Here is a 23,945-nt window from a genome sequence, read left to right on the forward strand (position 1 = left end):
GCTCAGCGCTTGTAGGCGGGGTAGGTGCTGGAGTTGCGCATCCCCTTCTTGAGGAAGCCCTCCTCGACGACCTTCACCAGCTCCCGCTCCGTCATGACGTGCCCCCGCACTTCGACCTTCACGGTGCGCCGGTCGACGTAGGTGTACGAGCCGCTGCGCTGGGCGGGGATGCGGTAGCTGGACGCGTTCGCGGAGAACGCGGCCTGGCTGATGCTGCTCGCGCTGGTGACCTGGGTGGACAGCCGCTTGGCCGCGGTCACGGCGTGCCGTGCTGCGCCGGTGATACCGACGGCGAGCCCCTGGGGGATGTAGCCGCCGATGTCTGCGAACACCTGCGACGGCGACTTGATGCGCAGGGCGTGCCGGATCGCTGCGGCCATCTTCTTGGCGATCCGGACCATCTGCTTCTCGATGGCCTTCTCTTGCCGCTGGAGGCCCTTGACCAGGCCCTGCGCGGCTTTGATCCCGGCACCGTACATCGCGTCCGCGACGACCGCGCCGGTCTCCTTGGCCTTGGCCTTCATGCTGGTCTGGAGGGAGTTGACCTCCTTGACCTGTCCCTTCGAGGCAGCGGCCAGGGCGCGGGCGGTGTCGCCGCCGCCCTCTACCCCGGCCGACGCGATCTGGTCGATCAGGTCGGCGCGCAGGCCCTTCTTGCGGAGCATCGCGAGGTTGGCGGTGAACTCGGCAACCTTCCGCGCCTGCTCGCGCATGCTGGCGACGACGTCGAACGAGTTCACGCTGCGGCCCTCGTCGGGGGACGCGGTGACCACCGACATGCCCTGCATCACGCTCGAGGCGATCTCGTCGCGCTTCGACGTCCACGACTTCTGGAGGTCGGCCAGCTTCTTCTGGGCGTCCTTCAGCTTCTTGGCGGTCGCGTCGCGTTTCGCCGCGAGGGACCGCATCACCCGGTCCTCGCGCTTCACGTACCGCTCGACGCCGGCGAGCGCCTTCAGCTTCTGGGCGACCCACGCGTTGGTGCGCCGGCCTGCCCTGGTCCTGCTGCTGGTGCGCTGGTCGGTGAGGTGATTGCGGGTCTGCAGGATCAGGGTCTCGATCCGCTTGGTCGCGGTCTTGACCTTGGCGGTGCTGCCGGTGAGGCCTTCGACCAGGCCCTGGTTGATGTAGATGCCCAGCGAGCGGAAGACCTTCGACGGCGAGTGGATGCCGAGGGCGGACTTGAAGGCGTTCTTCGCGCTGTTGGCGATGCCGGACATCACCGAGCTGACGCCGATGGACTTCAGGCCGTTGATGAGGCCGCGGATCATGTCCCGGCCAGCGGAGGTGAGGAGGGAGCCGAGGGGGCCGAGGGCCTTGCGTGCCCGGCCGGGGAGCCCCCTCACCCAGGCGACCGCTTCGAGCGCCTTCTGGATCGTCGCGGCGCGGAACTTCAGCCACGCCTCGAGCGCGCGCACGCCGAGAGAGGTGGCGAGCGAGGACAGGGCGGCCTTCGCCCTGCCCGGCAGGCCTCCGATCCAGGTGATCAGGGCCCGGCCGGTGTTGACCGTGGCGCGGTAGGCGTTCGAGAACCCCCTGCTGATCATCTTCCAGTGGGTGACGATGTACGCGACCGCGATCCCGATGGGCCCCGTGAGCAGCGTCAGGAGCATCGGCCAGTGCGCCTTGACGAAGTCGACGACCCAGCCGATGGCGGTGGTGATCGCCTTGAAGGCCCCGTTGCAGAAGTTCCGGAACCAGCCGATCTTGTTGTACGCCAGGATCAGCGCCCCGACGAGCGCAGCGATCGCGAGGACGACGAGCATGATCGGGTTCGCGGACATCGCCGCGTTGAGGACCCACTGCACGGCAGCAGCAGTCCGCGTCGCGATCGTCGACGCGACGAGCCGCGCTTTCTGCACCGTCCAGGCGATCGCGGATCGGGCCGCGGCGAGCGTCGCCTGGCCGACGGACCGCGCCAGCGTGAGCGCGGCGGTGCCCGCCGTCCGCATCGCTGCACCGGCGCCGCGGACCGCGCCGACCAGACCGGCCCAGGCAGCACGGCCCGCACTGGCGGCGGCGCGGCCCGCACTGCGGCTGAGCGTCACCGCGGCGCTGCCAGCGGCGCGCATCGCGCGCCCGGCGCCCTGGGCCCCGGCGACTACGCCCGACCACGCCGCCCGGCCGCCGCGGCCGATCGCCAGGCCCGCGGTGCGCCCGAACGATACTGCTGCGCTCCCGGCGCTCTTGATGCCGCGTCCGGCGGCCTTCGCCCCGCTGATGCCGCTGTTCCACGCTCTGCGCAGCGCGCCGCCGAAGCTGCCCGCCCGGCCGGAGAAAACGGATCCTGCGACCTGGGCGGAGCGGAAGCCCTGGACGATCCGTCCGCCCGCCTTCACGCCGGCCACGCCGAGCTTGGCGAGCGAGCCGATCGGCTTGACCACCGACATGGTCAGCTTGGCGGCGTACGCGACGACGGCCAGGGCGAGGACGCCGCCGATCACGGAGGCGAGCGCGACGGCTACCTTCTGGTGGCGTGCGAACCAGTCGGCGGCGGCGGTGACGACCGGGATGAGCTTGGTGCCGATCTCGATCGCCAGGACCGAGACGGTCTGCTTGGCCTTCGCGAGGCGGACGTTGAAGAGCTTCTGGGTCGCGTCCCAGCCCTCGACGTCCTTCGTCGCGTGATTGTAGGACTCGCGGACTTTGTGGACGCGCTCGTTATAGCCGTCGGTGTTCTCCCCGGTGAGCTGCAGCGCCGTATTGAGGCCGATCGCGCCGCCGAGCATTTTGCGCATGGCCTCGGTATAGGTCTGCGCCGCCGGGCCGCCCTTTTTCAGCTCGTCAGCGAAGCCGTGCGAGTTTTTGAAGAGCGTCTTGAACTGCGCGCCTAGCACCTGCTGACTGGCAGGCATTTTGCCGATGGCCTTGGAGAACTGGTTCCCGGTGAGCGTCCCTTTCTCCAGGCCGTGGGCAAGCTCCTGGAGTTTGGGCGGCATCAGCGAAATCATTTTGCGCATGTTCTGCGCAGCGAATTTCGTGTTGTTGAAGCTGGACAGCAGGACCGTGCCCGACTTGCCCATCTTCCCGAGGACGGTCTTCGACAGCAGGTCGAACGTCCCTGCGAGACCCCGGCCACCGTGGTCGACGTCCTTCATCTTCGTCGCGACGTCCGTCGACGACAGCCCCAGCCTGGCCATCTCCTTCACGGCCACCTGGTTGGGAGATGCCAGCGAGCGGATTGTGGAGGCCAGCTCCTGCGTGCCCTCGCGCGCGCTGGTGCCGTGCTGCGTCAGGGTCGCGAGAGCGCCTGAGACCTCGGAGAACGAGATCTTGTTGGCCGAGGCGATCGGAAGGACTGTTGACAGGGAGGAAGCGAATTCCTCCATTGTCATCTTGCCTTCACCGGCGGCCGTCTTCATGGCGTTCATCACCTGAACGCTCTTGTCGGCCTTCAGGTGATAAGAAGCCATGACCGAAGTCATTGCGTTGGTGACAGATTCGAGCGACGCGTTCTCTTCGCGCGCGCCCTGGGCTGCCGCCTTCAGTACTTTTAGACCGTTGGAGCCGCGAATACCGGCCTTTTCGATCTGGTACATGCCCTCAGTGAGGTTATGCCAGTCGGTGCCCGTATCTTTCGCGACGTCAAGAATGCCCTTTCGAACGGTTTTCAGGTTGGAAAGGGTTTCTCCGGCGGCGGTGTGCAGCACCATCGTGCCGGCCTCGAAATCGCCGGCCATCTTCATGGAGGCGACCGCCGCACCGGCACCGACCAGACTGACCGAGCGGCCCATCCGGGCCATGCCCGCCGCCACGGTCCCACTGGCCTGCCGCATCCCTGCGGCCGTGCCGTTTACCTGCGCGCGGGCCTCCCGCATCGTGGCGCGGAGCTGGGTGATGTCACCCATGAACCGCGCGACAACGGGAGGCAGCAGTCCCCCGCCACCGCCACCGCCGCTCATCCGAAACCGCCCTCCGGGCACAGCGAGCGGCCCCGTCCGCCGTGCACCCGGGACGGGCACAGCGCAGGGGCCGCTCAGTCAGTGGTGGGCGGCGAGGGCGGTTCGCCAGGCGCGGTGGTACACGGCGCCGATCTGGCCGGTCGTCACGAGGCGCTCGTACGCGGGCTGCACGTACGGGCGCGGCGGTAGTTCGGCGCCGCGGCCGACGGGACCGCCGAGCTCCTGCACGCGGCCGTAGACGGCGGTCGGGCCGACCTGGGCGACCCAGCGGCCGAAGCCGGCCGGGACGGGGCCGACGACCTTGATGGACCTGCGCAGGGTGCCGGTGACGAGCGAGGGCGGGTCACCCGGCGCGGACGGCGTCGGGGTCCCCTTGGGGTGGCTGCTCGTGGTGAGCATCTGCTTGATCGCGGCCTCGGCCAGGTGCGCGGCGTGCGCGGTCGCGACGCGGGTCGCGCGCTGGAGATCCCGCTCGAGGCCCTGCATCGCGGCGTTGAACTGGGCGAGGCCGGTGATGTGCACGGATCCGGCCACCAGCGTTCACCCCCTCTCGGCGTCGCGCTGTGCCTTCTCCTGGGCGTCCGCGCGGATCTCGTCGACGAGTTCGGCGAGGTCGGGGAGGCTGTGGAACACCTCGAGAGGCAGGGCGTCGACCTGGTCGGGGGTCCAGTGGTAGCGCTCGGCGTACCAGAGGTAGTCGAGCGACCGGTCCCAGCGGGTCTCCGGGTACCGGGTGCTCGAGCGGGCGTTGGCGGGGTCCTCCAGCCGTGCTTTCAGCCGGCGGAGGGTTCGGTAGGGGACTCCGGGTCAGCCACCTGCTCCGGCGTCGCCTCCGCCTGCTCCGGGAAGATCAGCTTGTGCGCGGCCTTGATCTCCGGGAGCTTCTCGACGGCGGCGCTGTCCGCCAGGGACAGAAGCCCCAGGGAGTCCGCGGTGGCCGGCATCGGGAGCTCGAAAGACCAGGCGGCGATCATCATGCAGATGACGCCGTCCGCCATCTCGACCTCGGTCGCGAGGGTCAGCTCGGACTCTTCCGCGAGTCCGACCAGCTTCAGCGCCCGCTTCTTGTCGGCGCGGCGCAGATCGGCGGGGTCGCGGAGTTCGACCCAGTTCCCGGAGGGCAGGGCGTGACGCATCGGTACTCCTTGAGGTGAGGGTGTGAGGGTGGGGTGGGCCCGGTCGGTCAGTAGGTGCCGGGGGCCACGTTGCAGGTGACGGAGATCTTGCAGGGGCTGTAGGAGCCGCTGCCGCCCGCGTTCGTCGTGTTCAGCACCGCCTTGAAGCTGTTGCTGTACTCGACGGCGGTCTTCGACCCGTCCGGCTCGGCCTCGACGAAAGCGACCTTCGCGAAGTCGAAGACGATGGCGCCCGCGTTGAGGCCGGCCAGGCCGTTGTTGATGGCCAGTTGGAGCTGGGGCTGCGAGTTGTTCAGCATGTACAGCAGCGGGCTCTCGTCGGCGGCCACGAAGTTGAGCTTGCCCTCGACGGTCAGGCCGGCGCGCTGGATCACGTACGGGACCTGCGAGCCGTTCCCCGTGAAGTACGGGTTGATCTCCCTCTTCAGGGAGATCTCGCCGTCGGTGACCGTGGAGATGAGCGTGCCGCCGGTGGCCGGGCCGCCGATCCCGACGGACATCCGCCACGAGGCGATCGGTGCGACCGTGCCGGGGTTCGAGGTCGGCGCGGAGCCGAGGACCACGGACGGCCACGAGGTGGCCTTCCCGTCCCACGTGAACAGCTCGCTCTCCGAGTTCCACTTGAAGCCCATCTCGGAGAACACCGCGCCGGGGTACTGGCGGGCGCCGCTTGTCGCGGTTGGGCCGAGCATGTGGGTCAGGGTGTGCGTGATCGGCTGCCCCGTGCCGGAGTTGAGGAGCGCCCACGCGTAGGTGTACGGGCCGGTGACGGGCTGCACTGCCTGGCTTGAGGCATGCGGGTAGACGAGACCGCCCGTGGGCGTGGTGAGCGGGATCGTGTACGGGCCGGACCCTGACGGGGTGCCGGTGGTGAAAACTTCCGCCGTGGCACCGGACCCGATCTGCACGACCGTCCCGGACGGGATCGTCGCCGTGGTGGAGATCGACGCGGCGCCCGCGACGGCGGACGCCGCCAGGGTGGTGGCGCCGGAGCCGGTGGACGTGCCCGTCGTGGACAGGTCGCCCATCAGGTTGCGCAGGAAGTAGCTGATCCCGTCCAGGAAGACCGGGCCGCCGAGGTCGAGGTCGGCGGTCGCCACGCCGGGGATCTGCGCGAAGGAGTCGGTGCCCATCGCGCCCCTCCACGCCTTGTCCTCGAGGAACTTCGGCTGGTCCTTGGGCTTGAAGTTGTCGACGAGGACCGTGGAGGTCATGGGCACCGGCGTGCCGGCCGTCGTCTCGTTGGCGATGCCGACGAACTGCTTCGCGGGTGCGTACGTGGTGGGCATCGGCTACTCCTTGCTGCTCAGGAGGCCGCCGGCGTTGTCCGCGGCCTGGTTGGGCTTCTTGCGGGTCTTCGCCCACCGGCCGTCTGCAGGCGGCCCGTCGGGCCAGTCGAAGACCGTGGCGGCCTGCTCGGGGATCTCCGGGCTGGTGTCGGTGGCGGGTACGAGCGGCTGGTGGGCGTAGCAGGTGAGGGGGACGTGCGGGTACACGCAGCCGATGCCGTGCACGTACTCGTAGACGCCCGGCGTCAGCTCGGGGCCCTCGTCCTGCCCGGCGCCCTGGCCGTCCGTCTCGGTCCCGGGCGCAGATTTGCTCTCCTCGGTAGCCGGCTCGTCGGGGGCTTCGTCGGTGGACGTGCGCGTGCTGGTCTTGGCCATGCGGGCCTCCTGGTCGTGGAAAAGGTGGGCCCGCGCGGGGGCCTGGGTCAGGCTTCGATGTACTCGACGGCCGCGAAGCGCACCTCGAAGTAGCCCTTGGTGAGTCCGGCCTTGGTGGCGGGTTGCGAGTACTCGACGTCGATGCCGTCACCGCCGGCCTCGGTGACGTGCTCACCGGCCTGGAAGACACAGCCGCCGAGGGTGCGGTCCCGCCGCATGTAGGCCACGAGCGCGTCCCGCAGCGCGTACGCGTCGTCTTGGGCTTCCTCCGCGTACGGGGTGTTGCTGCGCAGGAACGCGTGCAGGAGCACGTCGTAGACGATCAGCTTCATCCCGCTGTGTTCGCCGCCGAGTGCGACCCGGCGCTCGTGCTGGCGCGGGATGGTGACGAGGAGGACGCAGCCGGTGCGGGCGCCTGCCGGGAGCCCGTTGACGTAGTCGGCGATCTTGTCGTCCGTGGGGATGCCGCGCCGCACGACGCCGATGCCGGGGACGGGCGAGCTTCGGTAGGTGCGGGTGACCGGGTCGTACTCTCCGCCGAAGTAGCTGGCGATGCCGTCGAGAACGCTGGTGATCGACATCGTTCACCTGACCCGGGCGTAGTTGGCCAGGGTCCGGCGGGCCTCCTTGAGCAGGCCCATGCCGGTGGGGCGCGAGTCCTCCGTGCGGGTCGACGAGCTGGCGTTGTCCGGGTACTCGTCCTCGTCTTTGGTGCCCGGGCGCATCAACTGGCTCATCGTGTGCAGGACGACCGCCCGGCGCAGGTCCGCCGGCACGCCGGAGAAGTCGTGGTCTTCGGCGTGCGCGTTCCGAAGGGGCTGAAGGAGCGACACGACGGTGGTGTCGGGCAGGGTGCTGGGGGCGGGCGGGATCCAGGCCGGGTCGACGGTGACGGTCTCCTCGAGACCCGGGTCCCAGATCCGGTAGCGGCCGCCGGGCATGATCCCGGTCGGGTCGGCGACGGACAGGGTCGTGTCCCCCGCCTCCGCGCTGTCGGCGAGGACCGTGGCGGTGTGCCCGGCGACGTAGACGGCCTGGGTGAAGAGGTCGCCGCCCACGCCCGGGCTGCCGAACTGGAGGCTGCCGGACCAGGCCACGGTGCCGGCTGTGGCGAGCGAGACGACGATGTTCGTGTCCTGCTCCACCCACACGGTCGGGGTGGTGAGGACGGTCAGGGCGGTCGGCGCGTACCCGTAGCCGAAGCTGACGACCTGGAGGACGGGCCCGTGGTCGGCATGCAGCTTGAGGAGTTGGTCGGAGCCGACGAAGATCCGCTCGGTCTGCGTGTGCAGGTGGGCGCCGAGGGGCTGGTCGAGTTCGCTGTCGGCCCAGTCGGATGCGGCGAGGAGCAGGTTGGTGAGCTCGGCGGTCTGCGCGTCCGGATTGGTGCTGTCGACGTTGAGGCCCTGGGTGTCCAGGTAGGTCGGGTGGGCGCGGAATGCGGCGGCGGACACGTAGGGGACGGCGGGCACGTCACCTCCAGGGGGGCGGGGGCGGGCGGTCAGTCGGTTGCCGGTCCAGCGGCAGTCCGGGTCCAGGAGCCGTGCTCACAGCCGACTGCGGTGGTTCCGGGCCCGGTCGGCCAGCCGCCGGGGAAGCAGGTCGTGCACGGGGCGGGGGCGTCGGCCGCCCTCGGGGTGCTGCTGCTCTCGTCCCGGGGGTCTCCGACGGCAGGGACGTCGCTGTCGCCCGGCCCCGGCAGGGTGTCGGCGCCCGCCACCGGGCCGTCGCCGCTGTCCGGGGTTACGCCGGTGCTGGGGGCGCCGTCGTCCGGCGCGGACTCCTGGCTGCTGGTGGTGTCGGCTGCCGGGCCCTGGGTGTCGTCCGGGTTCGCGGTGCTGGTCTTCGGCGTCGTGGTCTTACGCGCAGCCATGATTGCCCTTTCAGTTCTGGTCAGTTGTCGCGGCGGCAGGTGCCGCCGCAGCGGGAGCAGGTCGTGAAGAAGGCGCCGAACCCACAGTCGGAGCAGCGGTATCCGCCACGGGTGTGACCCCCGAGAGCGGAAGGGAACGCGCCGTACTCGCGCAGGGCGCGTTCGTGCTGGGGGTTGTCGACGGTGACGGTGCCGTCGCGGCCGGCGGTGTAGGAGGTGACGGTGCCGGTCTGAGCGCCCTGGATGTCGATGCCGCGGACGGCGCCGTCGGGCAGGCAGAGCTTGGGGGCCATGAGGAACTCCGGGTGAGGGTGGGGAGCAGCGCCGGGGCCGCTCAGCGGCCGTAGGGCCCCGGCGCACGCGGGGCTGGTCAGGCCCGCTTGATGCCGGTGATCGCGCCGTTCCAGGCGGGGGCGTAGCAGACGAGGGTGCCCATCCAGTACGAGCTGGACTCGAAGGCGAACTGGGTGACGGGCCAGTCGACGCCCATCATGTCCTGGACGTTGTAGACCGCCCAGACGTCGCTGACCTCGGAGTCCGGGAGCGGGAGGGTGTCGGAGATGATCGGGGCGTTGCCCTGCGGGAGCCAGGGGTGGACTTCGACGTTGACGCCCTTGCCGGTGACCTCGTTGATGATCGTGTTGACGACGTCGCCGAGGGTGACCCCGGTGAGCTGGTCCTGGGTGATCGTCATCCGGTAGTTGCTGGACGTCGACGTCTTCAGCGAGTCGCTGAGCTGCTTGCGGTCGGAGCCGTTGAGCAGCGTGCGGTCGGGGTCGGCCTTCACGTTGTCGTACAGGGCCGCGAAGGCGTCCTGCCACTCCGAGCCCGGGTTCGATGTCGACAGGGCCGCGTTCAGACGCTTGACGTAGCCGGAGTCCGCGCCGGTGCAGATCGGCAGGATGCCGTCGTAGCCCGCGGTGTACGCCGTGGTGTCCCCGGTGACTGCCGAGGCCGCCGTGCCGGACGTCGGGAGTGCCCCCTGGAGGGTGAAGGTGTTCGTCCCCGTCCGGCCGGCGTACCAGCGGGCGGAGTCGCCGGGGTCCGAGGAGCCGGTGGACACGTACACCCGCATGCCGGTGGCGCCGGCGGGGAGGGTGACGGTGACGTCGACGACCTGGCTCGAGGGGGCGACGGTCGCCGCGCTGGAGAGCACGGACTGTCCGAAGTCGCCGGCGTCGGCGGTGACCTTGACGTAGATGTTCGTGCTGACGCCGGACAGCGCGGTCTCGCCGGTCGCCGCCGAGCGGGCGGTCAGGGTCACGTTCGAGGGCGCGGCCAGGGCCCCGAGGAAGCCTCGCCCGCTGGTGCCGCGGCCCAGGAGCAGCATCCGCTCCTCCAGCAGCATGCTCGAGTAGAGCAGGCTGGTGCGGGAGAGCTGCCGGATGTCCTGGTAGCCCTGGCCTGCGTACTGCGCGGACCAGGTGACCGCGTCCGACACGGAGAACTGGCTGTAGGGGACGGTCTTGTCGTAGCCCGCGTACGTGATCTTCGGGCCGCGCGCGTAGTACAGCGAGTTCGCCGCCCCGGACGGGGCGAAGTTCGTCTGCGTCGTGTCCTGGATACCGGGGTGGATGTTGGCGACGCCGCCGGTCGCCGTACCCGTGAACCCGGAGATGACCTTGAACTGGTGGGCCAGGCCGATGCCCTTGCGGCGCGGCAGCCGGTTGCGGATCGGGGTCGGCCGCGGTGTGAGCATCTTCGCCGGGGCCTCGAGGTCGTACGCGACCAGGCCGCTGGAGAGCGGGGACGTGGTGGTGATGTCCTTCATCAGGTCCGGCTGGTCCGCCTTCAGGGCGTCCAGGGCGGACGTGACGGACGCCAGGGCGTCCGGGGAGAGAGCCTTGGCCATCTCCGGCGAGATGGCCTTCGACAGGGCGTCGAAGGCCGTCGCCGGGCCGCTGGTGTCGAAGGAGATGCCGCGGCCTTCACCGAACGACTGGGCGATGACTGCCTGGTCCACCACGCGGGTGGGCGCCTGGTCGAGAGCCGACATCAGCTCGTCGAACCGGCGGGAAACTTCGGCCTTGGTCAGTGCCGGCGCCTCCGGGGAGTCCCCGAACAGCACCTGCGCCTTGGGCAGAGCCATAGCCCTGCTCCTTCCATGGGAAAGGCCCCACGCTGGGGGCCGGTTGAACGTGAGGGGGGTGCCGCAGGGGTCAGGCGTCGGCCTTGACGAGCAGCTCGCGGCGGCGCTCGAGGTAGCCCTCGCGCAGATCGCGGTCCTGGCACGCGTCTGCCTTGGCGAGGAGCGCGGCGGCGTCGGCGCGCATCTGGTCGGAGTCCGACTTGCGGGCCGCGGACGTCTCGGCCGCGGTCCGGGTCAGGGCCGGACCGCCGGGGACCGGCTGCGCCTGGAGCGCCTCGATCGTCTGCGTCGCCTTCGTCAGCTCGCCCGTGAGCGCCTGGATGCGCTCCTCCTGGGCGGTGCCGGCCTCTGCGAGCGCGGACGTCACGAGCTCGGCCACGTCGGCCTTCGTGAGGGGTGCCTCTGCCGTCGCAGACGCGGTCTTCTCCGGGGAGGCGCCGGCCTCGGGGGCCTCTTCCTTCTTCCCGGTGTCGGGCGCGTCGGCCTTGGCGGTGTCGGCCAGGGCCATCTGGTCGGCAGCGTCCTGCTCCCGCTTGAACCACTTCAGGGAGCGGACGGCATCGAGGAGGAGGCCGATGCTGATGGCCTTGCGGAGGTCGCCACCGGCGAGGCACTCGGCCTCGGCGATGATCAGCTTGGCGATGCAGGCGACGGCGGCGTCCGCCCCGTTGATCTCCGCCTCGCCCTCCTCCTCACCGTCATCGCCGTCGGCCTTGGTGAGCGCCGGCACCAGCGCGCGAAGGTCCCGGAGGATGCTCTCCGCCTGCTCCACGACCGCCGGCTGCTCACCGGCAGCACCGGTCTCCGAGGTGTCGGCCTTCTCGCTCTCCTTGAGCGAGCCGTTGCCGTTCCAGTTCTCGGGCACCATGCCCTCCAATCCGAGGGCTCGCGCCCGCTTGATGATGTGCTTACGGATGGCGTCGTGGTCCGAGCCGCTCCGGCCGACCGCCTTGATCGCCTTGCGCAGCTCAGCCTTGCTGCGGATCGGGTACGAGCCGTCATCCATCGCCGCACCCGTCTGCGCCGCCCGGCGACGGGCGGCCGCGGAGAGGTCGGCCTTCCCCAGCTCGGACAGCCGCCGCTCGACCCGGGCGTCGACCAAGCCCTGCACCATCTCCTCGGTCACCGGCTGGCCCGCGACCTTGAGGAGGAAGGACGGCGCAGCGATCGCCACACCGGCCTCGTCGGCCTTGACGGTCTCGGTGGTCACCGAAGCACCGGCGGCGGCGAGGCTGTTGAGCGCGGCCTGCACCGGGGCGGGGAGCTGCGCGTACAGCTCGTCGGCGATCCCGAACGAGGCGGCGTCCGACTTCTCGACGACCGTCCCCTCCACGGCCTCCAGCTCGCCGGCGCCGTCCGCCTTCGCGATCTCGAAGAGCGTGGTCGGGTTGCAGGGCCGGTCGACGATCGAGACCTCGACGATGTCCCCGCCCACGACCTCGCCGCCCGGGGCGTCCGCCTTGCCCAGGCGGACCTTCGGCCCCTTGATCCCGACCGAGTAGCCCTTGAGGACCTTGTGCTTGACCTTCAGACAGGCAACGGGGTCGACGATGTGCGAGGCGAGCATGTGCCCGCTGTCACCGTCCCCTTTCACGAGGCCCACTCCCACCCCGACGGCCCGCTTCGCGTCGTGCTGTTCGCGCACGTTCGCGCCCTCGGCGAACCACGCGGGCATGGCGGTGTCCAGCCACGCCGAGTTGAGGCGCTGCCGGTCCCGGTCCAGGTGGGAGGACGCGGCGGGCCCGTAGACCATGTACGTGCCGTCGTCCTGCTCCTCGGCCTTGGTGATCGGCGTCCACGCGTACGCAATGTCGTCCACCTGCTGCTCCTTTCAGTACCGCAGCGGACCGCGGAGGTTGGTCAGCCGAGGCCCTCCGGCATGAGGACGCAGCGGCAGGAGGGATGCCCCGGCGGGATGCCGTGCCCGCTGGGGAACTGCTGGCTGAGCGGGATCGCGCCCGCCGCCTCGTTGTTCATGCACACCGGGCAGACCCGCTCGTCGACCGCGGTGAACCACGACTTCTGCCGGACCCCGTTGGCCCGGTAGGTGTTGAGGCTCGCAGCGGACACGGCGCGCGCGATCTCGGTGACGGCGACGCGCTCGGCCCAGGCCGGGTCACGCAGCAGGTGCTGGATGGCCAGGGCCGTCGTGTCCGCGGAGTCGCCGCGGGCGAGGGCGTCGGAGAGCACCTTGGCGAGCCGGTTCATGCGGTTCGCGGCGACGCCCCGGATGACGATGCCGGACTCGTCCAGGAGCGCCTGCAGCCCGTTGAGGGGCCCGCCGGGGCGCAGGAGGCGGGCGGCGTCCGGGTCGCCGGGACTCCACTTCGACCAGTCGACGGTGCTGTGTCCGGCGAGGACGGCGAGGGCGGAGCGCTCGCCGATGACGTAGCCGTCGGTCTGGATCTCCCGGACGATCAGCAGGGCCCGGATCAGGCTGATGTTCTGTGCGGCCAGCCAGCCGACCGCGTCGTGCCAGGGCGTTCCCGGCATGCCCGCGCCGCCGCCTGCGGGCTGTACTCCGCCGAGGTCGGGCTCATCGGCCTTGGCGGTGATGCCGCGCTGGGCGATCCACCGCTCGGCGAGCGCCCGGGCGTCGAGGGCGCCGCCCATGGCCTTGATGATGCGCGGCTTCCAGTAGGCAGCGGCGCGCCGGTCCGCCGACCAGCCAGGCCAGTCCCGGACACGGTCAGTATCCGGGGAAGACGGTGCTTTTGGGACGGCACCACCACCGTCCACGGGCTCGGGCTCGGGCTCGGCGAAGAGGACGATCTCGCCGTTCACGTCGGGGGCGTCCGCCTTCGTGACCACGGTGAAGCGGAACGGCCGGCTCGGCGCGGGGTTGCGGCGGGCCCACCGGCGGAACGCCGCGAGCTCGACCTTGACGGCCTGCGCCCGCTCCGGGTCGGCAGCGCCCTCCTCGTCGATGTCGGCGTCGTCTTCGTCCGGCTCGTCGGCCTCCGGGGCTTCGTCGGTGCCCTTGGCCGGCCCGATGACTGCGCCCGGTGCCGCCTGGTCGGCCGCGCCCTCGAGGAAAACGACTCCGCGGGTGGTGACGAGGACCGGCTTGTCGGCCTCCGGGAAGTCGTACCGGGGCTTCCCCGCACGGTCGCGGGCCTCGTTCAGGGTGAGGCGGCCGGACTTGTAGCGGGCGTCGTCGACGGCGTCGGCGGCGGCCTCGTCCTCCTCCTCCAGGCCGAGGAACGCAAACTCGAGGTCGCGGTGCATCCGGAGGTGGAGGCGCAGGATGTCGGTGACGGTGTCCTGGAGCCAGCGGACGGTCGGCAGGGTGCCCTTGCGGCGCTGTACGGACGCCTGCCCTTCGTGCCAGCCCGTGCTGCCGAGGCCGCCCTGCTCCGTGAAGCCGAGCTCGGCGATGGTGGTGTCGAAGTGGGCCACCATCAGCTTGATCAGGAACAGGTCGTACTCCGGCCGGTACCGCTCGGCGGCATCCGACTGCTGCCCCAGCTCCATGCCGGGCGGGAGGATCCGCAACCGGTGGCGCGCCCCGGTCGGCCCGTACGCGTCGTTGAGGAACGTCTCGTATTCCTTGAGCTGCGCCGGACTCCACCCCGAGGCGCCTGAGTTGGTGACGAGCGCGGACGGGACGGTGCCGTCGGTGTACTCGGCCTTGATCCAGGAGCGGCGGCGCAGCCACACGTCCAGATCCTCGAGGCACTGCTCGACCGCGCTGTACCCGTACGGGGTGTGGGCGCGGACGTTGCGGCGCCGGTAGACGAGGTGGTCGGAGCGGTAGCCGTTGAGGACGGCCCCGTCGGCGTCGGTGTCGGCGATGAACTCGCCGCGGGGAAAGCCCCACAGGAGCTGCTGGTAGGCGGGGTTCGGGGGCTGGGGACGTCCGCCGCGGTGGTCGCGCAGCGGCTTGATCGTGGAGCCGTCCAGCACCTCGAAGGCGTAGAGGTCGCCGCCGAAGGTGCGCCGCGGGTAGATCGCGATGGCGTCGAGGACGAAGTGCTCCTCGAGGAGCTTGGTGAGCCAGTCGGTGGTGGTCTCGCCCTGGCCCCGGTCGGGGCGCTCGAGGAAGTCCATGACCCGGGTGATCTCGGCGGAGTGCTGCTGGCGCAGGGCCTTGGCGACTTCGTGGTCCGGCTGCTCCGAGCCTTCCTGGGCGCGTTCGATGGCCTGCTCGGTGAGGCGCACCGTCCAGCCCAGGCTCGCGACTTCGTTCTTGCGGATCTCGATGCAGCGGCGCGGCAGCCCGCCGGCGTCCGCAGCGTCTCGCAGCACCTTCCACGGCACCAGCCGGTCCGACATGCCCGGCAGGTTGGAGCTGACGGGGTACTCGTTGAGGCGGGGCTCAGGACGGCCGCTGTCCGGGCGCGGCGGGTCAATCGCGGCCGGGTACAGCGGCACCCCGGGCCCGAACGCGACCGGCGGGTCGGTGCGCGGGAGCGGCGGGAAGACGCCGGTGGTCTGGCCGCCGAGCCGGTTGGCGGCCATGAGCGCGGCGACCTGCTCGGTGGAGAACGTCACCGCCGAGCTGCTGGCGGCCTTGTTGAGGTGTGCCGGCTGCCGGGAGCGTCCGCGCTGCTTCTTACCCACGAGCACCCCCTTCTGCGGTTGTCGGGACGGGGGTTACAGGCCGGCCGCGGTGTAGAGGCCGGTCGGGCACAAGGCTTCGTGCGTGATGCGCTCGAGGTCGGCCGCCGCGTGGGCGGCGGGTCCCTGGGCGAGCCACCGGCGTGTGCACAGCAGGTGGCCGGGGTGGGCGCGGCAGAGCAGGACCCGGATGAGGGCGTGGGCCCGGTGGCAGGGGCAGCGGGGTGCGAGGCCGGGCGGCGGGGGCCGCCAGGCGGGACGGACGCGCATCGGGGTTCCTCCGGGTCAGGCGGTGGCGTACTCGCGCAGCCACGCCATCTGCTGGTCGATGCCGCCGGGCGGCGTGTAGAAGGCCAAGTTCAGGGCGTCGGCGTCGTCCGGAGACCGGCCGAGCCTCTTCTTCGTGTCCTCCTTGGGCTCGACGACCGTGCGGCCGGCGCTGTCGAGCGTGTACTTCGGGGCGGTGAGCTGCGTGACGAGCTGCTCGCGGTCGCTCTCCTCGAGCTCGGAGAGGTCCCAGGACCGGTCCTCGGAGAGCTGCCGGGCGACGCGCCACCAGATCTCCGACCGCAGCCTCGGGAACCGGTCCGGCTCCTCCGACTTCACCGAGACGTTGACGGGGACGATGACGGCCTGGTGCTCGCCCTTGAGTGCCTTCTCCTGGAGGTTGCCGGCGATGCCCCACCCGATCCCGATGGAGTCGATCTTCACGGCGGTCGGCTTGACCTCCTGGATGATCGCCAGGATCCGCGCGGTCGCCTTGACCGGATCCTTCTCCCTAAACCCCCACCGGCGCCCGACCACCATGCCGCGCCGCTCGCGGACCACGGTCTCGTCACCGCCGGCACCCATGTCGATGCCGAGTTCGTGCGGGAGCTGCTGGTCGGCCGGGCGCTTCTCCTCGCGCTCGGCGTGGCAGGCGCGCAGGGCCGAGAGGCGCACGACGCCGTCCTCGGCCTCGTTCGGGAACTCGCCCAAGACCTTGCTGATGTAGGTCGGGGAGGACTCGCCGAACTCGTCGCGCATGTCGTCGACGTACTCCTGGCTGACCAGGCTCGGCCGCAGCTCGTCCGGCACCGGCTCCCCGGTGAAGTTCGGGGTGTCGAACGTGCTGATGTGGATGGTGTGCCAGCGGGAGCCCGGCTGGCACACCCGCGCGAAGTGGGAGCCGGGGTCGTCCGGGTTCCCGATCGCGAGGATCCGGCAGTGCTCGCCCGTCGCGATCGACATAGCGGCGGTCCAGAACTGCTTGTTGATGCCGCACGCCTCGTCCAGGATCACCAGGACGTACTTGGCGTGGATGCCCTGGAAGGCGTGCGGGTTGTAGTCGGACGGCTTCCGGCCGAACGCGATCAGTTGCTTGTTGAGCTTCCAGTCGGTCTCGTTGACCCGGCCGATGAACTCCGTGCCGCGCGCTTCGGCCTTCACCCAGGCGGAGTTGATCTCGGACCAGAGGATCGCCTTGACCTGGTCGCCCGTCGGCGCCGTGGTGACGACCCGGGCCTCGCCGGGCGGGTGCGTGTCGAGCCACCAGCACGTCAACCGGGAAGCACTGAAGCTCTTGCCGCTGCCGTGGCAGGAGTGCACGGCGGTGAACCGGTTCGTTCTCACGGACTCGGCGATCTCGAGCTGTTTCGACCACAGGTGCTCGCCCAGCTTGTCCTTCGCCCACAGGCCCGGCTGCGTGACGTAGGACTGGGCCTGCTGCTCCCGCTCGATTCCCTCATCCAGCCAGTCCGCGGCGAGAGCGAGAGCATCCATCGCGGGCCCCCTGCCCTAGACCGCCCGCAGGTGACGGGCGGCAACCGCCTTGGCCGCCGACGCCTCCGGGCCGGTGACGCCGGCGTGCGCGAGCGCGGCCTCGATCGCGCCGATCACGACGGTCGCCTGCTGCTCGCTGATCGCCGCCAGCCGCTCGTCGATCCGCAGCCGCCCGATCGTGCCCAGCACGTTCACGCACCGGTCCAGCGCCCGCTCGTACAGGGCGACCTCCGAGCGGAGCTGTTCAGCACGCTTGTCGTCGGTGTACCGGATCTGCTGGAGCTCGTTGACGCGGTCGGCGAGGGCGTCCTTCCACGCGATGACCTGCCCGGCGAGCTGGGAGAGCGCGGTGAGCGGGTTCTCCACGGCCGGGACGTCCAGGCGGGCCAGCGCGCGGCGGGTATCCGCCTCCAGACGCTCCTCGGCAACACGGCGCTCCCCGGCCGCGCGGTTCTGGCGGGCGGCGCCGCCGTGGACCCGGCAGACCGTCTGCCCTTTGAGCGCCCAGGCCTGGCAGCGCTCGCCTTTCTCGCCGTTCTTGCCCTTCTTGTGGGCGGTGCAGCGCCTCTTCTCCGTCGGGGCGCGGAGGTTGCCGGTGAGGTTGGCCATCACTGGCCTGCCGGCATCCAGTGGTCCGGCAGCTCCACCAGCGGCGCCACTTCCAGGGGGGACGTGGGCAGTTGCTTCGGGGTGCAGTCGCAGTCCGGCAGGTCCGCTTCGTTCGGTGCGGTGCAGCCGCTCTGGTGGATGCGCGCGGCGGCCTCGAGGCTGATGGCGTGCTGGGCACAGGCGTATACGGCAACGAGGACGTCGTCGGCGGTCGGCAGCGGTCCGAAGTCGGGGGCAGGCTGCGAGAGCTTGACGGCCTCCGCGCGGCGCTTCTCTTCGAGGCCGCGGACGTCGGCCAGCTCGCTGTCGGTGGGGCGGCGCTGCCAGGAGACGACCGCTCGACGGCGGCAGGTGCCGCAGCCGTGGCCAGAAGTCCCCGGTTCCTGCAGCGAATCCGGGGCCGGGGAAGCGGTGGCGGGCCCGGGTGCTCCTTCGGCGGTCTGCGGTACGGGATCGGGCTGCGGCGGGCTGAGGGTGTCCACGTCGCCTCCTCTGGGTTCGGTGTCGGTTAGGTGACGGTGAGCTGCCCGAGAGGAATCACGGGCTGCTCGGGGGTGTCGGTGATGCGGATGAAAACTGCGTACCGGCCTCGGCTAAGGACGGGCCCCGGGCTGCCGGGGCCTACGAGGACCTGCGCCCGGTAGGTGTTGGTGCCGGGGATGGGATTGGTGCCGTCCCAGCCGCCCGTGTACCAGGTCGTGGGGCGCCCGCCGACGGCCGTGAACGCGAACTCCACTACATCGACAGTGGGGTTGTAGGGCTGCCCCTGGGAGGTGACGGTCACCTCTGCGCCGATGTACTCCCGGCTGTCGCGGTCGATGGTCTGCACCCGGCACCCCTTCGTCTACTCATCGACGCGCCAGCGGCTGCCGGTGAACCTGATCCGCCATCGGGTAACGCCCTCCTGCGCCGCCCACCGGCGCAGCGGCCCTGTCACCGTGACGGCCAGGTCCCTCAGCGCCCGAACGGTCTGCCACGCCCCGTACACGGCCGCGATCGCACCGGCCTCCAGGAGCAGCGCCGCGCCCCGCGACAGGCTGGTCTCCGTGCGGGCGGCAGCCGAGGAACTGGCTGTGCGTGCCGCGCGGCGCTGCAGCACCGCGGCGCAGAGCGCGTCGGCGCGCGCTGTCAGCGCTGCGGCGCGGGCCAGCCCGGCCGTGGTTGCGGCGGAGGCCAGTTGGACTGCCGCGGCACGGCGCAGCAGAACAGCACTCGCGACGGAGGCCGCCTGAAGGGTGATCGTCAGTGCCGAGCTCACCGTCCGGATGCTCGCGGCCGCCGCGGCGGCTGCAGCGGCGGCGCGCGCGACCGAGCGGGAAAGCGCACCGAGCCCGGAGGCTGCGGCCGAGCGCACGGTGGCGACACCACGACGCACAGCAGCGCCTGCGTGAACGGCAGTTGGGGCCACGATCCCGGCGCGGCGCGTCACGAAGGCGGTCGCGCTGCCGGTGGCGGTGAGGGGCCGGGCAAGCGTGCGCGCGGTGCTCGCGGTGCTGGTGGCACCGGTCGTCAGGGTGAGGAGCGTGCCGCGGCCGAGGGCCAGGGCGCGGGCGGCCACGCCGGAGGTCGCCAGGAGCAGGAAGAGCGCGGCGCCCGCCGACAGGACCGGTGTCCCGGAGGCCGCAGTCCGCAGCGCGAGCGCGACGAGGCGGCCGGACGCTCCGGCGCCGGTGCCTGCAGACGCGAAGGTCGGGCGCGCCGTACGGATGACGGCGGCCGTTCCGGTCGTGCCGGTGGCCTTGGTGCCGCCCAGGGCCCGGCGCACTGCGCCGGAGGCGAAGGCGGCCGTGGAGAGGACGAGGAGCGACGCCCGGCCGGGCACGGCTGCTGCCGTTCCGGTGCCGGACACCCGCAGGGCAACGCCGGCCCAACGGGACAGAGCTGCTGACGTGCTGCTGGGCGCTGCGAGGACGACGGTGAGCAGGCGGGTGGCCGAGCTGCCCACGGTGGCGACGGCGGCGAAGGCGCGCGCTCGCGCCGCCGACACGACGGTGGAGGCCGACGCCGCGGCGGAGAGCGGCAGCGCCCGGGCGCCCGCTCGGGCGAGAACTCCCAGCCCTGCCGCGGGAGCCGTGTAGGTGGCGATGACGGCGCGACCGACCTGCGACGCCGCGAGCCCGATGATCGCCGCCGAGCAGACCCGGCCGACCGTACGGCGCAGGGCTGCCGCGCCCGCCACGCTCGCCGTGTACGCGGCGAACAGCGCCCGGGTGAGCAGCACCGAGCAGCCGGCGGTGGCCGCGCTGGTCCAGGTGCGGGAGACGCCCCGCCGCAGGGAGGCGGCACTGCCCGCGCTCGAGCTGTAGCTGCGCGGCAGGGACCGGCCGCTGGTACCCGCACCGGACGCTGCCGCAGACAGACGCACCCCAGTCGCCCGGGTCAGGCCCCCGACCGCGCTCCGGGCGGATGCTGCGGTTGTCGTGAGGCCGCGCCGCAGCCCGGGAGTGGCCGCGACCGGCTGCGCGAGCACCCGGCCGATCCCCCGGCGCAGCACCGTTCCCGCCGCGACCGGCTGTGCGAGGGCGCGGACGAGGCTTCTGCCGAGCTCGGTTCCGGCGGTCACGGCGGCGGTGAGGACGAGCGTCTGCACGAGACGGACGGCCAGCGCCCGGGCGGACACCGCGGTCGCCGCCAGCACCACGGCGCCGGCGCGCCGCGCGGTGCCTGTGGCTGCGGCACCGGCCGTGCGGAGCAGGCCGGCCCGGCGCTGGAGAACGGGCGCCCCCGTCCCGCTGCCGGACTGGCGAACACCTGCCCCGCGGACCACCTTGCTCATTCCTGCGGAGGGCGTGGTGAGGGTCACGGCTCCAATGGCGCTGACGAGGACCCCGAGGGTCGCCGAGTTGCCCGCCGGGCTCTGCGTGCAGGCGGGCGTGGATGTGCTGGTGACAGCGGGGTTCCAGATGACCGCGTTGCCCGCGCCCGTGACGGTGTACGTGAAGCCCGGGGTGGATCCGGCCGCGCTGGTGTTGCTGACGTACGCGTACCCGACGTAGAGGCGTGCACCGGCGGTCGGGGTGAGAGCGGGGAAGGTGATCGCGGTGTTGCTGGTGGCGACGGTGTTCCCGCCGGTGCCGTCGGCCGCCCACACGGTGGAGGCGAGGCTCGAGGTGAACTGCTCGGCGCAGAGCTCGGTCGCGGTCAGCATCACGCTCGAGCTGAACGTGATGCTGACGGTGGTCGAGGCGGTCCCGGTGATGGTGCCTAGCCACCACTCAATCGTGCCGTTGACCGTGGCCTCGGACACGGAAGCGATCCGGGTCCAGGTCGTTGGCCCGCCGCCGGTCACGCTCGCCACGGTGACGGTGCGGTCGGCGACGCGCACGGCCAGGAGCCACGCGTTGCCGACGGTCGGGCCGGAGACCGTCAGGGTGGTGACGCCCGTGCCCCGGGCCGTCTGGAGGGACCCGACAGCGGTAATCGACACCGGGCGCCCTTTCAGCCGGCCGGACTGCTCAGGGTCAGGAGAACGACAGCTTCGTCGTCGCGGTGAGGCTGTCGCCGGAGTTGAGTGCGAGCCCGGTGAACGACGCGTGGAGCAGGAGCGAGCCGTTCGCGATGGCCGTGGAGCCGGGGGTGTTTCCGCCGGTGACGACCGCGCCGCTGGAGTGGGTGGCGGCGGTGGAGCCGTTGACGCCGCGGGTGACCGTCCACGTGGTGGTGCCCTGGCCGGCGGTTACGGTCATGACCTCCCCGTCGACCTGGATGTTGTAGTTACCCGAGCCGGGGAAACCCGAGGCGGACGCCACCGTCAGGGAGGTCGAGCTGGTCGAGGCGATCGCGGCGGACAGGGTCGTCGCGGCGGGCTTCGACGCGGAGTCGGACAGGAACGTTTCGGTGATGGTCTGACCGGATGCGGAGGTCAGGGTGCCCACGACCTGGTAGGTGTCGTTCGTCGAGGTCGTCGTCACCAGCGAACTCGTGCCCGCTACCCGGGATTCGGCGGCCTCGGCGAAGGGGGCGACGTCCGAGGCCGCGGCGGTCGGGGTGCCGATCCCCCAGCCGAGGTTCTTCGGCTCGGCCTGGGTGGGCGAGGTACCGATCAGGCGGCCGGCCACGATCTCCCGGCCCTTGGCGGTGAACACGACGGTCGTGGGCATGCCTACTCCTCCTGGGTGCTGGCGGACTGGGCCGCGCGGTTGGCCGCTCTGGCGCGGCGGTTGAAGCGGCGCTGGCCCCACACCCGCCACCAGGCGCGGCGCAGCGGGTTGCGATGCCAGTACACGCCGGTGCCGATGTCGACCGTGGTGCCGTCGGCGCGGGTGATCACGAAGTCCTGCGAGGCGGACTTGTGTGCCTTCGCGTTCTCGCTCACCCGTGGCCGCTCTCCGGCTGGTCACCCGCGGCGCGGGCGGCGGCGTGCTCGGCGCGGATCTCGGCGAGGCACTCGGTGTACGGGCGGCCGGTGGCCGCCTGCCGCTCCCGGGCAAGCCGCTTCACCTTCGCGTTGTTCTTCGGCACGGTCCCCTCCTGCTGCGCTCGCGTGGCCCGTTCCTTCTGCCGGGCTGCGGCCTTGCGCTGCCCGCAGACCGGCTCCTTCACCGGCCCGTCCAGGAGCCGCTTGACAACCTCCCGCTGCCGACGGCGCCGCTCAGCACGCCCGAACTTCGGCTGCTCCGGCATCAGCACCTCCCAGGCCGTGGGGAGCAGAAGGCTTCCGCCGCGCCCCGGGCCAGACCGAGCGCGAACTCAGCGGATTCTGGTGGTCGTTGGACGTGCACGACCACGTTCTGACCCGCGTCCTGGGGGTGCCCGGGAACGGCGACCGCCTCGAGGTGCGCGGTGCGGACGTGGGCTTTCAGCGGGTCGGCATCCACGGTGAGCGGCACGTACGGGCGCCCTGCGTTCGTCTCTACGTGGCCCGCCGACAGCGGGAGGTCGACGGGGGTTCCGCAGATCGGGCAGTCGACCGGGATCTTGGCGAGCAATGCAGTCATCTCAGGCCTCCGGAGCTGGCGTTGGCCACGCCCAGGTGCCGTCGGTGTCACCGTTGATGACGTGCTCGGCCCAGTACACGTCGGGGCCGTCCAGGAGCACCTTGAGGTTGACTGCGCCGGCCGCGCTGCCTGCGCGGACCACGATGGCCGGAAGCAGTTGGCCGGTGCGGACGTGCGGGGCGCGGGTCGGTGTGGCGGCGCGCTGTCGGGCGATGGCGCGGACGTCGGCGTGGCTGAGGCGGTAGAGAACCTGGCCCCCGAGTTGCGGGACGCGGGGCGGCCAGAACGTGCTGGGCCCCGGCGCGGGTGCGGGGCAGGGCTGGTCGGCGGGGTGGGACATCGGGCCCTCCTAGGGGCGGGTGGGCGGTGCCGGTTCGACAGCGATCAGTTCAGTGACCGTGAGAAGTCCGGCGCGGGAGGGGTGGGGGTCGTGGGACATGTGGTCGGCCTCCCAGCACACGGCGTGCCGGACGCCCCGCGGTGACAGCCCCCACGCCATCCCGTACGGGCAGGGGGCGCCGTCGGGGACGGTGTAGAGGGCGTAGCCGTGGCCGTGGCAGAAGCCGACGAGCCGCTCGAGCCAGTCCTCGCCGCCGGCGGCGAAGTGCGGGACGGTGTGCAGCGGCAGCTCAAGGAGGCTGGCGACGACGGCCTGGAGGCAGTTGCCGGGGCGCCCGGCGGGGTCGTCGTGGAGGATCGTCTGGGTCACCGGTCGCACGTCCGCGCCCCCGATCAGTTCCGTGGTGGTGGACAGCGGCCGGTGAGGCAACGGGACTGGCCCTCGGCCACGCGGCCTCGAGGGCGCTCGCAGCGCCGAAGGGGGTGTTGACCTCTGGGCAGAACCGCGCCCGCGGGCGGAGGCTGCGGGGGTCACCAGGAGCCCGTCCAGTCGCCGGGCCCGTCCCACATCGCCTCCACCGTCTGCCGGCTGCGGTGGGCGCCGCACAGGGGCCGGTAGAAGAGCAGCCCGGGGAGCGCGGCGACCTTGTCGGTCGGCTCCGCGCAGACGCCGGACGGCGTGGGGGCTTCGCAGCCCGACCAGCCCAGCACCTGCCGCTCCAAGTCCACGCGGTCGAGGAGTACTTCCCGCATGTGGGCGTACGCGCCGACAGGTGTGGGATGCCCGATGTCCCGCCACGCCTCGCTGCGCGCGCGACGGCCGCGGGGCTGGGCCATGACGCGCCTCGCTGCGTCCGCGCAGCACTCGATGTACCGGCCTGCGTACACCCATGTCCCGGCGCGTGGCCCGGTGGCGAGCTGCTTCACGGTGTGCTCCTGCACGGCAGCACCCCCTCGGTGGCGTGGTGGGCGTGGTGTTGCCCGCGCGCCCGCCCGGGCCTGCTTCACCGGAGGGCGCGCGGGAGGGGGTTCCTCACGCCGTGGGTCTGGGAGTGCCCGCGCGGTGAGGAGAAGG

At 71.6% G+C, this 23,945-nt stretch carries 25 protein-coding genes; all 25 read right to left on the minus strand.

What is annotated here, in order from left to right; genetic code table 11:
- Positions 1-2: 2 nt before the first annotated feature.
- Positions 3-3,848: a phage tail tape measure protein gene (locus GA0115242_RS03370; protein WP_161352983.1), complete on the minus strand. Its 3,846-nt coding sequence runs from the start codon at positions 3,846-3,848 to the stop codon at positions 3-5.
- A gap of 132 nt (positions 3,849-3,980) precedes the next feature.
- Positions 3,981-4,436, minus strand: a complete 456-nt coding sequence (locus GA0115242_RS03375; protein WP_256089361.1) for an HK97 gp10 family phage protein — start codon at positions 4,434-4,436, stop codon at positions 3,981-3,983.
- Between the two features lie 239 nt (positions 4,437-4,675).
- Positions 4,676-5,038, minus strand: a complete 363-nt coding sequence (locus GA0115242_RS03380; protein ID WP_093824321.1) for a hypothetical protein — start codon at positions 5,036-5,038, stop codon at positions 4,676-4,678.
- 47 nt (positions 5,039-5,085) lie between these two features.
- The gene (locus GA0115242_RS03385) at positions 5,086-6,327 is read right to left on the minus strand and encodes a phage tail tube protein (RefSeq protein ID WP_093824323.1); all 1,242 of its coding nucleotides are present in this window, start codon (positions 6,325-6,327) and stop codon (positions 5,086-5,088) included.
- Between the two features lie 3 nt (positions 6,328-6,330).
- On the minus strand, positions 6,331-6,702 hold the full coding sequence (locus GA0115242_RS03390) for a hypothetical protein (protein ID WP_093824325.1): 372 nt from the start codon (positions 6,700-6,702) through the stop codon (positions 6,331-6,333).
- Between the two features lie 47 nt (positions 6,703-6,749).
- Positions 6,750-7,283, minus strand: coding sequence for a hypothetical protein (locus GA0115242_RS03395; protein ID WP_093824327.1), 534 nt, complete (start codon positions 7,281-7,283; stop codon positions 6,750-6,752).
- 3 nt (positions 7,284-7,286) lie between these two features.
- Entirely contained in the window at positions 7,287-8,156 is an 870-nt protein-coding gene (locus GA0115242_RS03400; RefSeq protein WP_141721473.1) for a hypothetical protein, read from the minus strand.
- A gap of 47 nt (positions 8,157-8,203) precedes the next feature.
- Positions 8,204-8,575 carry a hypothetical protein gene (locus tag GA0115242_RS03405; RefSeq protein ID WP_093824331.1) on the minus strand — a complete coding sequence of 124 codons (372 nt, stop codon included), beginning with the start codon at positions 8,573-8,575 and terminating at the stop codon, positions 8,204-8,206.
- 20 nt (positions 8,576-8,595) lie between these two features.
- Positions 8,596-8,868 carry a hypothetical protein gene (locus GA0115242_RS03410; protein WP_093824333.1) on the minus strand — a complete coding sequence of 91 codons (273 nt, stop codon included), beginning with the start codon at positions 8,866-8,868 and terminating at the stop codon, positions 8,596-8,598.
- Positions 8,869-8,945: 77 nt separating this feature from the next.
- Entirely contained in the window at positions 8,946-10,664 is a 1,719-nt protein-coding gene (locus tag GA0115242_RS03415) for a hypothetical protein (protein WP_093824335.1), read from the minus strand.
- A gap of 70 nt (positions 10,665-10,734) precedes the next feature.
- Complete coding sequence (locus GA0115242_RS03420) at positions 10,735-12,483, minus strand: hypothetical protein (RefSeq protein ID WP_202554885.1); 1,749 nt, start codon at positions 12,481-12,483, stop codon at positions 10,735-10,737.
- Between the two features lie 41 nt (positions 12,484-12,524).
- Positions 12,525-15,227 carry a phage minor head protein gene (locus GA0115242_RS03425; protein ID WP_256089362.1) on the minus strand — a complete coding sequence of 901 codons (2,703 nt, stop codon included), beginning with the start codon at positions 15,225-15,227 and terminating at the stop codon, positions 12,525-12,527.
- A gap of 33 nt (positions 15,228-15,260) precedes the next feature.
- Positions 15,261-15,494 (minus strand): hypothetical protein, encoded by a 234-nt coding sequence (locus GA0115242_RS03430; protein WP_093824337.1) that lies wholly within the window; start codon positions 15,492-15,494, stop codon positions 15,261-15,263.
- A gap of 15 nt (positions 15,495-15,509) precedes the next feature.
- The gene (locus tag GA0115242_RS03435; RefSeq protein WP_093824339.1) at positions 15,510-16,985 is read right to left on the minus strand and encodes a hypothetical protein; all 1,476 of its coding nucleotides are present in this window, start codon (positions 16,983-16,985) and stop codon (positions 15,510-15,512) included.
- Positions 16,986-17,000: 15 nt separating this feature from the next.
- On the minus strand, positions 17,001-17,594 hold the full coding sequence (locus tag GA0115242_RS40545) for a hypothetical protein (protein WP_176729732.1): 594 nt from the start codon (positions 17,592-17,594) through the stop codon (positions 17,001-17,003).
- A complete protein-coding gene (locus tag GA0115242_RS03445; RefSeq protein ID WP_093824341.1) occupies positions 17,594-18,076 on the minus strand; it encodes a hypothetical protein in 483 nt (160 codons plus the stop codon). Before GA0115242_RS03445 ends, GA0115242_RS40545 begins: the two co-directional genes overlap by 1 nt.
- A 26-nt stretch (positions 18,077-18,102) precedes the next feature.
- Entirely contained in the window at positions 18,103-18,423 is a 321-nt protein-coding gene (locus GA0115242_RS03450) for a hypothetical protein (RefSeq protein ID WP_093824343.1), read from the minus strand.
- A gap of 15 nt (positions 18,424-18,438) precedes the next feature.
- On the minus strand, positions 18,439-21,021 hold the full coding sequence (locus GA0115242_RS03455) for a hypothetical protein (protein WP_093824345.1): 2,583 nt from the start codon (positions 21,019-21,021) through the stop codon (positions 18,439-18,441).
- A gap of 34 nt (positions 21,022-21,055) precedes the next feature.
- A complete protein-coding gene (locus GA0115242_RS03460) occupies positions 21,056-21,694 on the minus strand; it encodes a hypothetical protein (RefSeq protein WP_093824347.1) in 639 nt (212 codons plus the stop codon).
- 2 nt (positions 21,695-21,696) lie between these two features.
- On the minus strand, positions 21,697-21,909 hold the full coding sequence (locus GA0115242_RS03465) for a hypothetical protein (RefSeq protein ID WP_093824349.1): 213 nt from the start codon (positions 21,907-21,909) through the stop codon (positions 21,697-21,699).
- Positions 21,906-22,217 carry a hypothetical protein gene (locus GA0115242_RS03470; protein ID WP_141721476.1) on the minus strand — a complete coding sequence of 104 codons (312 nt, stop codon included), beginning with the start codon at positions 22,215-22,217 and terminating at the stop codon, positions 21,906-21,908. The genes GA0115242_RS03465 and GA0115242_RS03470 overlap by 4 nt, the downstream gene beginning before the upstream one ends.
- Positions 22,217-22,531 carry a hypothetical protein gene (locus GA0115242_RS03475; RefSeq protein WP_093824353.1) on the minus strand — a complete coding sequence of 105 codons (315 nt, stop codon included), beginning with the start codon at positions 22,529-22,531 and terminating at the stop codon, positions 22,217-22,219. Before GA0115242_RS03475 ends, GA0115242_RS03470 begins: the two co-directional genes overlap by 1 nt.
- Position 22,532: 1 nt before the next feature.
- On the minus strand, positions 22,533-22,871 hold the full coding sequence (locus tag GA0115242_RS03480; RefSeq protein WP_093824355.1) for a hypothetical protein: 339 nt from the start codon (positions 22,869-22,871) through the stop codon (positions 22,533-22,535).
- A 9-nt stretch (positions 22,872-22,880) separates the two neighbouring features.
- Positions 22,881-23,240 carry a hypothetical protein gene (locus GA0115242_RS03485; protein WP_141721478.1) on the minus strand — a complete coding sequence of 120 codons (360 nt, stop codon included), beginning with the start codon at positions 23,238-23,240 and terminating at the stop codon, positions 22,881-22,883.
- 161 nt (positions 23,241-23,401) lie between these two features.
- On the minus strand, positions 23,402-23,812 hold the full coding sequence (locus tag GA0115242_RS03490; RefSeq protein ID WP_141721480.1) for a hypothetical protein: 411 nt from the start codon (positions 23,810-23,812) through the stop codon (positions 23,402-23,404).
- Positions 23,813-23,945: the final 133 nt, after the last annotated feature.

It is taken from the genome of Streptomyces sp. SolWspMP-5a-2 (assembly GCF_900091845.1).
In the GTDB taxonomy this organism is placed as follows: Bacteria; Actinomycetota; Actinomycetes; order Streptomycetales; family Streptomycetaceae; genus Streptomyces; species Streptomyces doudnae.

Bases quoted from the DNA above. Each gene is read 5' to 3' on its own strand.
- GA0115242_RS03370 (WP_161352983.1), bottom strand. From the start codon at position 3,848: ATGGGTGACATCACCCAGCTCCGCGCCACGATGCGGGAGGCCCGCGCG.
- GA0115242_RS03380 (WP_093824321.1), bottom strand. From the start codon at position 5,038: ATGCGTCACGCCCTGCCCTCCGGGAACTGGGTCGAACTCCGCGACCCC.
- GA0115242_RS03385 (WP_093824323.1), bottom strand. From the start codon at position 6,327: ATGCCCACCACGTACGCACCCGCGAAGCAGTTCGTCGGCATCGCCAAC.
- GA0115242_RS03390 (WP_093824325.1), bottom strand. From the start codon at position 6,702: ATGGCCAAGACCAGCACGCGCACGTCCACCGACGAAGCCCCCGACGAG.
- GA0115242_RS03395 (WP_093824327.1), bottom strand. From the start codon at position 7,283: ATGTCGATCACCAGCGTTCTCGACGGCATCGCCAGCTACTTCGGCGGA.
- GA0115242_RS03405 (WP_093824331.1), bottom strand. From the start codon at position 8,575: ATGGCTGCGCGTAAGACCACGACGCCGAAGACCAGCACCGCGAACCCG.
- GA0115242_RS03410 (WP_093824333.1), bottom strand. From the start codon at position 8,868: ATGGCCCCCAAGCTCTGCCTGCCCGACGGCGCCGTCCGCGGCATCGAC.
- GA0115242_RS03415 (WP_093824335.1), bottom strand. From the start codon at position 10,664: ATGGCTCTGCCCAAGGCGCAGGTGCTGTTCGGGGACTCCCCGGAGGCG.
- GA0115242_RS03430 (WP_093824337.1), bottom strand. From the start codon at position 15,494: ATGCGCGTCCGTCCCGCCTGGCGGCCCCCGCCGCCCGGCCTCGCACCC.
- GA0115242_RS03435 (WP_093824339.1), bottom strand. From the start codon at position 16,985: ATGGATGCTCTCGCTCTCGCCGCGGACTGGCTGGATGAGGGAATCGAG.
- GA0115242_RS40545 (WP_176729732.1), bottom strand. From the start codon at position 17,594: ATGGCCAACCTCACCGGCAACCTCCGCGCCCCGACGGAGAAGAGGCGC.
- GA0115242_RS03460 (WP_093824347.1), bottom strand. From the start codon at position 21,694: ATGCCCACGACCGTCGTGTTCACCGCCAAGGGCCGGGAGATCGTGGCC.
- GA0115242_RS03470 (WP_141721476.1), bottom strand. From the start codon at position 22,217: ATGCCGGAGCAGCCGAAGTTCGGGCGTGCTGAGCGGCGCCGTCGGCAG.
- GA0115242_RS03475 (WP_093824353.1), bottom strand. From the start codon at position 22,531: ATGACTGCATTGCTCGCCAAGATCCCGGTCGACTGCCCGATCTGCGGA.
- GA0115242_RS03480 (WP_093824355.1), bottom strand. From the start codon at position 22,871: ATGTCCCACCCCGCCGACCAGCCCTGCCCCGCACCCGCGCCGGGGCCC.